We start from the raw sequence: 12,191 nt of genomic DNA on the forward strand, positions 1-12,191 counted from the left end.
CGATCATTGAGATTCTCCTTGGGCTGATTGGGAACGTCGGCGCCACCGGTCAGGGCGAAGAACACGTCGTCGAGGTCGGGGGTGTGCACGGTCAGCTCGTCGGCCTCGATGCCGGCGGCGTCCAGCCAGTCGAGGATGGCGCGCAGCTCGCGCTGGCTGCCGCCGCTGGGGATCTGCAGCGCGAAGGACTCATCGTCGCGGGTGGCGTCACGGAGGGCGAAGGCGGCGCTCTGGTACGAGGCCGGGTCGGTGAAGCGGAGCCGGATGTGCCCGCCCGGGATGAGCCGCTTCAGCTCCTCGGCGGTGCCCTCGGCGGCGATCTTCCCGTCGTTGAGCACGGCGATACGGTCGGCGAGCTCGTCGGCCTCCTCCAGGTACTGCGTGGTGAGGAAGACGGTGACACCGTCGGAGACCAGCTCGCGGATGATCTGCCACATGTTGTGGCGGCTGCGGGGGTCGAGGCCGGTGGTCGGTTCGTCGAGGAAGATGATCCGCGGGTTGCCGACCAGGGTCATGGCGAGGTCGAGGCGGCGCTTCATGCCGCCGGAGTAGGTGGAGGCGGGCTTCTTCGCGGCGTCGCTGAGGTCGAAGCGCTCCAGCAGCTCGGCGGCGACACGGCGCCCCTCCCGCTTGGGCAGGTGGTGCAGGTCGCCCATGAGGAGCATGTTCTCCTCGCCGGTGATCAGGCCGTCGACGGCTGAGAACTGGCCGGTGACGCCGATCGCGGCGCGTACCGCCTGGGGGTCGGTGGCGAGATCGTGACCGCCGACCCGGATGCCGCCGGAGGCGGGGTCGGGGGAAATGAGGGTGGAGAGGATCTTTACGGCGGTGGTCTTGCCGGCGCCGTTCGGGCCGAGCAGGGAGAAGATCGCTCCTTCGGGGACGGCCAGGTCGACGCCGTCGAGCACGACCTTGTCGCCGTAGGACTTGCGCAGACCGACGGTGGAGACGGCGGCGGGCGACTGCGGACCGCCACTCCGCCTGGATGTGGGCATGACAGAAGAAGGCATGGAGCCCTCCCTTTCGAAGGCTGAAGAGACTGGGGAAGTGGGCGATTCGCGGGGCCGGTGCTCAGGCCCGGGCGCGGCGCACGTCGATGTTGCCGTAGCGGGTCCGGGCGCGGACCTCGACGGTGTCCTCGGTCTTCTCCGGGGCTTCGGAGGCGGTGAGCGTGTTGCGTACCTGCCCGAAGCCGGAGCTGACGTCGAGCCAGGCGGCGGTGCCCTCGCGGATGCCGACCTCGATGGCGCCGTAGGAGGTCTCCAACTGGACGGCGCCGCGGGCGACCTCGGCGACGCGCAGGGTGCCGTGGGCGGTGGTGGCCGCGACCGAGCCCTCGGCGCGCGCGATGTCGATGTCGCCGTTGGCGCCGCTCACCCGCAGGTCGCCGGTCGCGGCGCCGACGGTCGTGGTGCCGTGCGAGTTCTTCAGGACGGCGGGGCCGTCGACGGTGCCGACCCGCAGGCTGCCGGAGCTGGTGGTGATCTCGGCCATGCCCTCGATCCGGTCGACGGTGATCGAGCCGTGGGAGGCGGTCAGCTGAAGCGGCCCGGTCGCCTCGAGGCGGACGTCACCGGACGAGGTCTTCACGCGGACCTCGCCGAGCCGGCCCTCGCCGAGCACCTGGGCCCAGGCGCCGGTCATGTCGACGCGTGAGCCCGTGGGCAGTTCGACCGTGACGTCGACGGTGCCAGTGCGCCCGACGAGATAGCGCTGCTTGGGCGTCCTGACGGTCAGCACGCCGCTCGCGTACGTGACCTCGGTCTGGTCGGCCGACCGCACGTCCTGGTCCCGCTTCGGGTCGCGGGGTCGCACCTCGACGACCGTGTCGAGGCGGTCGCCCGCGGTGAACTGGATGGAACCGGCTTCCACGTGGGCGGTGGCCGAAATCGGTTCGGGAGTGTCGAAAGAAGGCATGGCTGTACCGTCCTCATGAGTCCTTGGGTCGTCCCCGCTGGTGGGACGTGGTGTGAGTGAAGTGGGGCGGGCGCGGGCGCGGCTAGCGAACCCAGCCCGTGAAGCTCTGTCCGATGGTGCGGGTCTTCTCCGTCGCACGCGGCCGCACGCCGCCCTCGACCGCGGCCGACACGGCCCGCACCAGCCACGCGTTGACCGACAGGCCCTCGCGGCTCGCGGCCTCCTCGGCGCGCGACTTGAGGTGGGCCGGCAGCCGCAGATTGACGCGGGCGGTGCCGCCCTCGTCGCCGTCCGCGAGGGCCGGCGCCTGGAGCGGTTCGACGGGCGCAGCGGCCGCTTCCATGGGGCCGCCGTCGGCGGGCGGCAGCGTCACCACGAAATCGGGGTCGAGCCCGCGCAGCCGTACGTCGACCGAGCCGGGGGCGAGCTCGCGGGTGATCTCGTCCATCGCGGCGGAGAGCACATTGAGCATGGTCAGACGGGTCGCCGACTCCAAAGGAGCGGTGAGCCGCTCGGCCAGCTCGCGGGCATCTTCCCCGCCGGCTTCGGCGGCCACCGCGAGTTCGCGGCGGAGGGTGTCGACATACGGGGTGAGGTCCATGACGTCATCATGGCACCACAGTGGCGTCATGTGCAAGTCCGAGTGGCGCCTCGCGTGGGGTCCGCTTGAGCGTGGCGGCCCTGAGCTGCGGAAACGGGGAAGGGTCGACCTGGGTCATTGTGGTGCCATGCATGGGTCATGTGCTTTTGAAGGCGTGGATTGGTGCCATGTGGCACTGGATGGCGCCAAGCGGTGCCACTCAGTGCCATGTGGTGCCATGTGACGTCGCAAGCGGGTGTGTGAGGTCGTGATCAATCGTGCCGCCCTGGGAACCCGCCGACGCCGCCGCGAGCGCTACGTGTCGACGACAACGTCTGGTACCAGGCGCTGATGGCCAACGCCCGGTCCAACGCCCAGCTCGTCGAGACCGCACGACAGGGCGTCGGCATCCTCGCCCCGACGCCCCGACGCCCCGACGCCCCGACGCCCCGACGCCCCGTTGCCCCGTTGCCCCGTTGCCCCGAGATCATCGCCCGCTTCCTCGATCCGCGCCCGGCTGGTGCGCACCCGGTTCGAACGGTTCGACCGCCTCAAGGACGCCGCCGACCGCCACCGGTGCCTCCTGACGCTGCCGCGCACCCCCACACGACCACCGAGTTGCCGCTGCCCGTACCGGCCGATGTCATGTCCCATGCCCTCCCAACGCAGTTCACCGTGATGTCCGTATCCAGGACCGCACAGGCATCCTTGCGGCCGAAGCAGCGGAACAACCACCGCCGCCTCGGCTTCACATGGACAGAGATCAAGAAGATCGATCGCGTCATCGGCCGCGGGCCGGTCTGCACGCGACGATGCTGCCCGCGGCTGCCGAACGCGGCGCGACGCGGCCGGTGATGGCGATGATCTGTGGGTGGGCCCGGGTCAGCGCATGTGCCGTGCCCTCCGGACGGGCGTTCACATCGCTGACGTTGTGCTGCACGGCCACCAAGTCGTGCGCTACGTCACCGGCCGATGCCATCAGCCGCCCGAAGCGCCCGAGCCATACAGCGCCCGAGCCATACGGCGACGGGCAGCAGCACCACGCCGAGCGCCGTCGCGGGGACGGCGAGACCGAGCCGCGAACAGGAACGTCTCCAGCAGACTGCCCAGCCGCCGACCCGAGTTGGGGACGGCGGAGTGGAATGCGAGCAGGAACGCCACGACTGCGGCGCATGCCGCGATGACGCGGCCGCGCCGCCATCGGAAGCGCACCGCGCGGTCCTCGCGGCAGCCTGCTGCGATTCCGGCTCGGAGACGCGGGAGAAGACCGGTCCCGCGGGCCACGGCGTCCCATGCGCAACACCCTGCGCGGGCGCTGCGCCCGCGGTTCGTCCCGACCGTTCACGCCGCCCGTCGGCGTACCGTTCCCCTCCCGGATACGGCCAGCCCGCTGTGACAGCGGTTCGGCCGGTGAGGGCCGGCGCACGCGCGCACCGTCGACTTGGACATCGGTGAAGCCGGCGGTCCGGCACGGGGGTTGCCGGTATCACTCCCGAACCACCGCTCGGGAGCGGGGAAAGCACGGTTAGGCTGTGGCGCCTATGCTCCGCTTCCACCGCACCGGGCTCCCGCGCGCCGACCGCGCCGCGGCCGTCGCTCTGGCCGCCGTCACGGCCGCGGCGGCGCTGGTGTCCTGCACATCGCACGCGGGAGTGCGGGACGGCGGCCCCGCGCCGACGCTGTCGCCGCCGGTGCGTGCTTCGCCGCTGTGGCCGCAGTACGAGCCGCCCGTGCTGCCGTCGGCGGGTGAGCCCAGTCCCACGTACCGGCAGTACGAGGCAGTGCCCTCGGTCGCCGTGTCCGCGGACAGTCTGCGCGCGGTGTCGGTGCCAGATCTGCTGGACAAGGACCCCAACGTTCCGAAACTGGTCAGGGCCGCGCTGACGGACTGCCCCGGAGCACAGTGCGGGCTGCGCAAGCCGGTGTTCCGCGAGCTGACCGGTGACGGGCAGGAGGAGCTGGTGGTCGCGTTCGACGAACCGAACGCCTCGTTGACACTCGTTCAGGTCTACCGGGCGTCGGGCGGCACGGTGCGCCCGATACTGATCACCTGGGGCCAACTCGGGATCACCGGCGAGACGTTCGGCCACGATCTGGTGATCACCTCCACCGGCCGGGACGGCCGGTTCACCACGCGCTACCGCTGGAACGGCACGGTGATGGCGGCCGTCGCACCGCACGACGATCCGGCCGGTCCCACGGCGGGGCCCGGTGCGGGTTCTGGGCACAGCGCAGCTCCACAGAAGAGGACGCCCCGATGACACACCACCGGCTCTCCGCGCCCGGCGCGCCGGCCGAGGCCCGGCTGCTGCTCGTCGAGGACGACGAGGTGATCCGCAACACCGTCCGCATGCTGCTCGAACGCTACGGATTCACCGTGGCGACCGCGGCCGACGGACTGACCGGGCTGGAGGTCTTCCGCGAGACCGATCCGGATCTGCTGCTCCTCGACGTGATGCTGCCCGATCTGGACGGCATCGGACTGTGCCGCCGCGTCCGGGAGTTCAGCCTCGCCCCGATCCTGATGATGTCCGCGCGCGGCGACACTCTCGACGTGGTGTCCGGCCTCGAGGCGGGCGCCGACGACTACGTGGTCAAACCGTGCGAGAGCGCTGTCCTCGTCGCCCGGATCCGTTCACTGCTGCGTCGTGCCTCCTTCTCCCCGGACACGGTCGCCGGGCGGGACGGCACGGCCGGCGACACCGACGGCACCACGGTGACCTTCGGCGATCTGACGATCGACACCCGGGGCATGGAGGTACGGCGCGACGGGCGGACGCTGGCGCTGACGCCGACCGAGCTGCGGATGCTGCTCGAGTTCGCCGCCAGTCCCGGTGTCGTGCTGGAGCGCCGTACGCTGCTCAGCCGGGTGTGGGACCACGCCTGGCACGGCGACACCCGCGTCGTCGACCTCCATGTGCAGCGGCTGCGGGCCAAGATAGGCGCCGAACGGATCGAGACGGTCCGCGGCTTCGGCTACAAGCTCCGGCGCTGATATGGCTCTGCGCTGGCGGATCGCCGCCCTGGTCGCCGTGGCGATCTGCGCCGTGGCGACCGCCGTCGGTGTGCTGGTGCACCATGCGTCGCGCGACCGGGAGTTGTCGCAGGCGCGGGACGCTGCTCGCACCACGCTCGACCGGGCCGCCGTCATCTACGCCCGCACCGGTTCGGTGCAGGGTTCGGGCGCGGAACTGGACGCGCGAGGGCTGCCCCGCTCCCTGGGCGCGCTGGTCGCACGGGGACACCAGGGCACCGAGTTCACCACGGGCGAGCGCGGCCCGGCGATGTGGGCGGCCCGCCCTGCGGGCGGTCAGGTCCTTTCCGTACGCGTCGACCTGAGCGTGACGATGCGGGATCTCGCCGCGCTGGACACAAACATCGTCGTGGCGGGCGTGCTCACCACCGCGGTCGTTCTGCCGCTGGGCGTGCTCAGCGCGGGGCGGATGAGTCGCCGGCTCCGTACGGCGGCCGGTACGGCGCGCCGCATCGCCGACGGCGACCTCGACGCCAGGATCTCCGCGCCGGCGCGCCCGCAGGACGAGATCGCCGAGATCTCAGCGGCCGTGGACACGATGGCCGCGGCGCTCCAGCAGCGGCTGCGGGGGGAGCAGCGTTTCACCGCCGACGTGGCGCATGAACTGCGCACGCCGCTCATGGGGTTGGTGACCGCGGCCGAGCTGCTGCCCGAAGGGGAGGCTGCCGGGTATGTGCGCGACCGGGTGCGCGTGCTGGGCTCGCTGGTGGAGGACCTGCTGGAGATATCCCGGCTGGACGCGGGCGCCGAGCGGGCGGATCCGTCCCGCTGCCCGGTCGGCCCGGCGGTGGCGCAGGCGGTGGCCCGGACGGGGCTGGCAGCGGCGACGACCGTCGTCGAGGAGGCGGGGTCCGGTGACGGACCGGAGAGCCGTGAGGAGTCCGCGGGCGGGGCGGACGACGACGCTGCTGTCGTGTGGACGGATCCGCGCCGGCTGGAGCGCATCGTCGCCAATCTCGTCGTCAATGCGCACCGCCACGGGCGGGCCCCGGTCACCGTCACCGTGGCACGGCATCCGCGGGACGCCTCGGTGACCGTCTGCGTACGCGACCGGGGCGACGGCTTCCCGCAGTCCCTGCTCACGGACGGCCCGCAGCGGTTCCGGACAGGGGCGCGGGAGCGGGGTACCGGGCACGGCCTCGGTCTCACGATCTCCCAGGGCCAGGCCCAGGTGATCGGCGCCGTACTGTCGTTCGCCAACTGCCCCGGCGGCGGGGCGGTCGCCACACTGCGGCTGCCCGACCGCCCGGCGCCGATACACGACTGATACGGACGGGATGCACGCCCGACGCACAGCCGAGGCCCGACCGATGCAGGCCTTCCGCCCGACGAAGATCTTGGGCACAGAGGATGGCGTCCATGCGTATCAGGCGGAACCCGTGCCGAACCGTGGAGCAGCAATTCGTTGGCCTCGGCAACGACGTCGCGGAGACCGGCGCGCCGCCGGACGGCCCGAGAACGGCTCCGGCGGCCCGGCGGGGCACCTTCCGCCGCGGTACACGCCCCCGGTCGCGGGCGGGGGCGCGTACGGGGATGCGCCGGCTGTTCACCTGGCGACGTCTGCTCGCGGGGGTGGTGACCGTGGGCGCTCTGCTCGTCGGCGGGTTCACGGTGCTGTACATCGCCATCGACATTCCGGGGGCCAATGATCTGGCGAAGGCCCAGAGCAACGTCTATCTCTACAGCGACGGCACACGGCTCACGCGTACCGGCGACATCAACCGTGAGTCCGTGCCGCTCGACCGGGTGCCGAAGGATGTGCAGCGTGCGTTCGTCGCCGCCGAGAACAGGGACTTCTACAGCGACTCCGGCGTCTCGCTCAGCGGCACCGCACGCGGCATCTTCAACACCGTGGCCGGTCGCGGCAAACAGGGCGGTTCGACGATCACCCAGCAGTATGTGAAGAACTACTACCTGAGCCAGGACCAGACCGTCACGCGCAAGGTGAAGGAGCTGGTCATCTCCCTGAAGGTGGACCGGCAGACCTCCAAGGACGACATCCTCGCCGGCTATCTCAACACCAGTTACTACGGGCGGCTGGCGTACGGGGTGCAGGCCGCGTCACGGGCCTACTACGGCAAGGAGGCCGACGACCTCACCGTCGAGCAGGGGGCGTATCTGGCAGCGCTGCTGCAGGCCCCGAGCCAGTACGACTGGGCCGTGGCCACGCCCGGCGGCAGGCGGCTGGCCGTGGAGCGCTGGAACTACGTCCTGGACAACATGGTGGAGGAAGGCTGGCTGGACCCGGCCCGCCGGCAGAGCATGCGCTTTCCCGTGCCCCTGGCCCCGAAGCCGGTACAGGGGCTCGCGGGCCAGAACGGCTATCTGGTCGACGCGGCGCGGCGGGAGCTGATGGCCACGGGCATCAGCGAGCAGGATCTGGCGGGCGGAGGCTGGCGGATCACCCTCAACATCGACCCGACCCGGCAGCGGGCTCTGGAGAACGCCGTCGCCGCCGGGCTGGACGGCGGCCCGGGTGTCGACGGCTCGGCGTCCGGAGCGGCAGACGGCTCGGACCGGCAGGCGGGGGCGGTGTCGGTGGACCCCAGGAGCGGGCGCATCGTGGCCCTCTACGGGGGCAGGGACTATCTGAAGCACTACCTCAACAATTCGCTCCGCTCCGACTACCAGGCCGGACCGACGTTCGCCCCGGTCGCCCTGGCGGCCTCCGCCGAGGCCAAGTGGGAGAACAGGGGTCTCGCGGACCCGGCGCTGATCCGCCGGACCGCGACGGACCTGGGCATGAGTCCGCAGGCGAGCGGTTTCACCGCGCCCGGCGCGACGACACTCGGGCTGATGGGCGTCAGCCCCCTGGAGATGGCGGGTGTCTACGCCACGCTCTCCAACGATGGGAAGAAGGTCACGCCCTCGATCGTGAAAGCGGCGGAGCGGGCGGGTGAAGCGACACAGCTGCCGCCCTCGGTCGGCGGGCAGGTGGTGCGCCCCGAGACCGCGGGCACAGTCACCGCGTCGTACGGAGCGGAGCCGTCGCTCGGCAACGGCCGGTTCTCCGTCGTGAGCCCCGCGCAGAGCGCCCGTCCGGCGCAGACCGTGACCGTCGGCGGTCCGTCGGACGACAGGAAGGCCGACTGGTTCGTGGGCGGCTCCGCCGAACTGGTCACCTCGCTCGCGCTGTTCGGTGAAGACGCGACGTCGCAGAAGCAGGTGACGCTGGACGGCGCCGGTGACGGTGGCGCGGCAAGGATCTGGTCGATGTACACGGCGGGCTCTGCCGACAGCCTGCCCCGTCCCCTGCCGGACACGCTCCCGTAGGGGCTGTCCGGTGACTTACTGATCGTTTCAGCAGGAAGTTTGTCCACAGCTTTCTGCGCGGCCAGCTCGTCGAGCGCCATCCAGGGGATCCCGATGCGTTCGGTCCCCCCGTCTCCCGGATAGCGCGGAGGACGTCCGCCTCACTGCTCGTAAGACCATCCGGCGTACGACGCCGATTTCCACAATGATCACGATGCGTAGGCGCCGCGTCCGGGCATCGGCGCCCACGCCTTGCGCGGGGAGGCCGGGATAGCGCGGGCCACACGCACACCGCCGCCGTCGATGTCGAAGTGTGGGGCAGCGAACCGCCGGGGGCTGTCGGTCAGTGGGAGCCGGCCGGAGCCGGGGAGATCCACTCACCGTCCGGGGTGCTGGACCTGTGGGGCGTTACCGGCGGCCCTGTGGGGGAGCGGATCGTGCTCGGTGCGCCGGGAGTGTGGCGGGCTCGGGTGTGGTGTGCCGGCCGGAGTGAGGTTGCCGAGCAGGCGGAGAACTAGGTTCAACCCGGCGCTCTGTACGGGCGGAACACGCTGTCGGCCGTAGGGGCGTCAGCGCTGCCGGGCGATGGCCTCGAGTTCCCGCTTCAGCCGGGCGATGGCCTCGTCGGTCGTATCGCGCTGGGCCATGGCATCGTGGACGACGGCCTGGATCACGAGGTTCACCTGGTCGTACCGCGGACTCTTGGGCCGCGGCTTCGCCGCCAACACGGCCTCCTGGAGCGTGGGCAGGTAGGGGAACTGCCGCACCAGCGAGGGGTCGTTGTAGAGATCTGCCCGAACTGGTGGCAGGCCGCCGTCGATGAGGACCTGCCGCTGCACCTTCTGGCTGGTCAGGTAGACCAGGAGGTCGGTTGCCGAGTCACGGTGACGGGAGTCCGCGTTGATCGCCAGATTGGAGCCGCCGAGGATGCCCGCTGCATTCCCGCCCAGTCCCGGCAGCGGCGTCACACCGAACTTGCCTGCGACTTCGGAGTCCTTGCCGCTGGCCAGGGCGTGCACGTAGGGCCAGTTGCGCATGAAGAGGAGATGGCCGTCCTGGAAGGCCTTGCGGGACTCCTCCTCCTTGTAGGTGAGCGCCTTCTTGGGGATCCAGCCGTCGCGGACACCCCGGGCGAGGAGTTCCAGGCCCTGGCGGGCGGCGGAAGAGTCGACAGTCACCCGCCTGCCGTCGTCGACGAGGATCGTGCCGCCCGTGGACTGCACGGCCTCCGCGGCGTTCACCGTGAGCCCCTCGTAGGGAAGGAACTGCCCGGCATATCCGTCCAGGCCGTACTTCGGTGCCACCGTCTTGGCCAGTCGCTCAAGCTCGGCCCATGTGCGCGGCGGTTTCTCTCCCTCTTTTTCCAGCACGTCCTTGCGGTAGTAGAGCAGGCCGGCATTGGTGACATAGGGCAGCGCATAGAGGCGGCCGTCGAACGTGGCGGTCTGCACCACGGGCGGGAGGAACTGCTTGATCGGGAAGCGGTCGGCGTTCAGCGGGGAGATCCAGCCGGCCGCGGCGAATTCCGAGGTCCAGGCCACGTCGATGTTGAGCACGTCGTAGCGGGCGCTGCCGGACCGCAGGCTGCTGGCCATCTGGGCCCGGACCTCGTCGGCTGCCTCCGGGAGCTCGACGAGGGTGACCTTCTCACCGGGGTGTGCTCGGTTCCAGTCCTTCAAGACCCCTTCCAGGTATCCGGTGAGGTCTTCACCGGTCACCAGGGTCAAGGGTCCTCTCCTGGCGGCGGACTCGTCGGTCCCACCGCTCCCGGCGGTGGAACCGACGTAGCCGGCGCAGATCAGCGCAGCGACGAGGACTCCCCGGCTGGCGGTTCGTGTCCACCGCATGGCTCCTCCTGGTGCAGCGATGCCAACTCGCCGGGCGCCGTTCCCTGGATGTCCGTTGCCTAGTGGAATGCTGACGGCGTGGCGGCGGGTGCAGCGATACAGCACGTCAGTCAGCCGTACGCTGGATACCCGTTATGTAAGCGGAATGCTCAACGGTGCGGAGCGGTCCGTAGCCTTCAGCCGCACGCCGGGCTGTGGGGCACCCGCGCCAAATCCTACGCCGGGAAGGGAGGCGGGCGAACGTGCGTCTCCACCTCCTGGCACTCCTGGCGAAGGGGCCCGCCCACGGCTACGAGCTCAAGCAGGCGCTGGAGGGCCTGCTGGGCGCCGCGTACCCTCAGCCGAATATCGGGCAGATCTACGTCACCCTCGGCAGACTGGAGAAGTCGGGACTGATCGAGGGCGAGGACGTCACCCAGGAGAACCGCCCGAACAAGCGCATCTACCGGCTGACCCCGGCAGGGCGTAAGGCGGTAGCGGAATGGTTCGAGAAGCCCACCGACGAGCCGCGGGTGCGGGACGAGTTTTTCATGAAGCTCGCCCTGGCGTCGGACTCGGAAGTGGCCGATCAGATCGCGCTGATCAACCAGCAGCGCCGCCACTACCTCAACACCATGCGTGATCTTTCGAAGCTGGCAGCGACCGAGGACCGGGACAACCGGCTCGCGCAGCTGCTCATCGAAGGGGCGATGCTGCACCTGCAGGCGGACCTCGACTGGTTGGAGCGCTGTCAGGAGGAGCTGGAATGAATCGCGAGGCGTCTTCTGGGGGCGGCGCCGACGAGATCGCCTCCCCGACGGACGGGAAGGAATCCACCGAGGCTGAGCCTCTCCTGCGGGCGGAGGGCCTGGTCAAAACGCATCAGGCCGAGGGAGCTGCCGTCAGGGCCGTGCGGCGGGTCGATCTGAGTGTGGGGCGCGGCGAGTTCCTCGCGGTGACCGGCCCCTCCGGAGCGGGCAAGTCCACGCTCCTCCACCTCCTCGGCGGACTCGACCGGCCCGACAGCGGGCGCATCTGGCTCGACGGCCGGCGGGTCGACGGCTACAGCGAGGCCCGCTGGGCCGTGCTGCGTCGACGCAGCATCGGCATCGTCTTCCAGTTCTTCAACCTGGTCTCCCACCTGACGGTGGCGGACAACGTCGATCTGCCCGCGCTGCTGGCCGGCAAGACCGCGCGGCGCGCACGGGAGGATCGCGCCGAGCTTCTCGCCGACCTCGGCCTGGAGGGCAAGGAGAACAGCACGCCCGGCGAGCTCTCCGGCGGTGAGCAGCAGCGCGTCGCTCTTGCCCGCGCCCTGGTCAACCACCCCGCCCTGCTGCTCGCCGACGAGCCTGCCGGCAGTCTGGACAGCAAGGGCACCCGCGAAGTGCTGAGGCTGCTCTCCCGCTTCCACCAACGCGGCCAGACCATCGTGCTCGTCACCCACGACGCCCGGATGGCAAGCGCCGCGGATCGGGTCATCAGCCTCTTCGACGGCCGGATCGTCGACGACGTCGTACTCGGCCGCGAAGGCCCGCGTCGTGGCGGGGTGTCCGGAACGCTGGAACTCGGGGGCTGAACG

The 12,191-nt window shown here is 70.7% G+C and carries 10 protein-coding genes; 6 read left to right on the forward strand and 4 right to left on the reverse strand.

Going from position 1 to position 12,191, the window contains the following annotated elements:
- The 3 genes from J7E88_RS26620 to J7E88_RS26630 form a co-directional block, all read right to left on the reverse strand.
- The coding region (locus tag J7E88_RS26620) for an ATP-binding cassette domain-containing protein (protein WP_251023257.1) at positions 1–1,010 on the reverse strand (1,010 nt) is incomplete at its 3' end.
- A gap of 61 nt (positions 1,011–1,071) precedes the next feature.
- Positions 1,072–1,917, reverse strand: coding sequence for a DUF4097 family beta strand repeat-containing protein (locus tag J7E88_RS26625; protein WP_215185460.1), 846 nt, complete (start codon positions 1,915–1,917; stop codon positions 1,072–1,074).
- A gap of 82 nt (positions 1,918–1,999) precedes the next feature.
- On the reverse strand, positions 2,000–2,518 hold the full coding sequence (locus J7E88_RS26630; RefSeq protein ID WP_215185463.1) for a hypothetical protein: 519 nt from the start codon (positions 2,516–2,518) through the stop codon (positions 2,000–2,002).
- Positions 2,519–4,038: 1,520 nt separating this feature from the next.
- On the opposite strand from J7E88_RS26630, the gene J7E88_RS26635 reads away from it, so the two are divergent.
- The 4 genes from J7E88_RS26635 to J7E88_RS26650 all read left to right on the forward strand — a co-directional run bounded on the left by J7E88_RS26635 (position 4,039) and on the right by J7E88_RS26650 (position 8,804).
- On the forward strand, positions 4,039–4,758 hold the full coding sequence (locus J7E88_RS26635; RefSeq protein ID WP_374196324.1) for a hypothetical protein: 720 nt from the start codon (positions 4,039–4,041) through the stop codon (positions 4,756–4,758).
- Complete coding sequence (gene cseB, locus J7E88_RS26640; RefSeq protein ID WP_215185466.1) at positions 4,755–5,492, forward strand: two-component system response regulator CseB; 738 nt, start codon at positions 4,755–4,757, stop codon at positions 5,490–5,492. The genes J7E88_RS26635 and cseB overlap by 4 nt, the downstream gene beginning before the upstream one ends.
- A 1-nt stretch (position 5,493) precedes the next feature.
- Complete coding sequence (locus tag J7E88_RS26645) at positions 5,494–6,798, forward strand: HAMP domain-containing sensor histidine kinase (protein WP_215185471.1); 1,305 nt, start codon at positions 5,494–5,496, stop codon at positions 6,796–6,798.
- 92 nt (positions 6,799–6,890) lie between these two features.
- Positions 6,891–8,804 carry a transglycosylase domain-containing protein gene (locus tag J7E88_RS26650; RefSeq protein WP_215185473.1) on the forward strand — a complete coding sequence of 638 codons (1,914 nt, stop codon included), beginning with the start codon at positions 6,891–6,893 and terminating at the stop codon, positions 8,802–8,804.
- A 548-nt stretch (positions 8,805–9,352) separates the two neighbouring features.
- Here the strand turns inward: J7E88_RS26650 and J7E88_RS26655 are convergent.
- Positions 9,353–10,630 carry an ABC transporter substrate-binding protein gene (locus J7E88_RS26655; protein ID WP_215185475.1) on the reverse strand — a complete coding sequence of 426 codons (1,278 nt, stop codon included), beginning with the start codon at positions 10,628–10,630 and terminating at the stop codon, positions 9,353–9,355.
- A gap of 242 nt (positions 10,631–10,872) precedes the next feature.
- Between J7E88_RS26655 and J7E88_RS26660 the strand changes: the two genes are divergently transcribed.
- Together J7E88_RS26660 and J7E88_RS26665 are read left to right on the forward strand one after the other, a co-directional pair.
- Positions 10,873–11,379, forward strand: a complete 507-nt coding sequence (locus tag J7E88_RS26660) for a PadR family transcriptional regulator (RefSeq protein WP_215185477.1) — start codon at positions 10,873–10,875, stop codon at positions 11,377–11,379.
- A complete protein-coding gene (locus J7E88_RS26665; RefSeq protein ID WP_215185478.1) occupies positions 11,376–12,188 on the forward strand; it encodes an ABC transporter ATP-binding protein in 813 nt (270 codons plus the stop codon). The genes J7E88_RS26660 and J7E88_RS26665 overlap by 4 nt, the downstream gene beginning before the upstream one ends.
- Positions 12,189–12,191: the final 3 nt, after the last annotated feature.

This window comes from Streptomyces sp. ISL-10, from assembly GCF_018614575.1.
Classification (GTDB): domain Bacteria; phylum Actinomycetota; class Actinomycetes; order Streptomycetales; family Streptomycetaceae; genus Streptomyces.

What these genes read in the sequence shown, in the direction of transcription:
- J7E88_RS26635 (WP_374196324.1), top strand. Translation starts at nt 4,039, where the DNA reads ATGCTCCGCTTCCACCGCACCGGGCTCCCGCGCGCCGACCGCGCCGCG.
- J7E88_RS26665 (WP_215185478.1), top strand. Translation starts at nt 11,376, where the DNA reads ATGAATCGCGAGGCGTCTTCTGGGGGCGGCGCCGACGAGATCGCCTCC.
- J7E88_RS26625 (WP_215185460.1), bottom strand. Translation starts at nt 1,917, where the DNA reads ATGCCTTCTTTCGACACTCCCGAACCGATTTCGGCCACCGCCCACGTG.
- cseB (WP_215185466.1), top strand. Translation starts at nt 4,755, where the DNA reads ATGACACACCACCGGCTCTCCGCGCCCGGCGCGCCGGCCGAGGCCCGG.
- J7E88_RS26630 (WP_215185463.1), bottom strand. Translation starts at nt 2,518, where the DNA reads ATGGACCTCACCCCGTATGTCGACACCCTCCGCCGCGAACTCGCGGTG.
- J7E88_RS26650 (WP_215185473.1), top strand. Translation starts at nt 6,891, where the DNA reads ATGCGTATCAGGCGGAACCCGTGCCGAACCGTGGAGCAGCAATTCGTT.
- J7E88_RS26655 (WP_215185475.1), bottom strand. Translation starts at nt 10,630, where the DNA reads ATGCGGTGGACACGAACCGCCAGCCGGGGAGTCCTCGTCGCTGCGCTG.
- J7E88_RS26645 (WP_215185471.1), top strand. Translation starts at nt 5,494, where the DNA reads ATGGCTCTGCGCTGGCGGATCGCCGCCCTGGTCGCCGTGGCGATCTGC.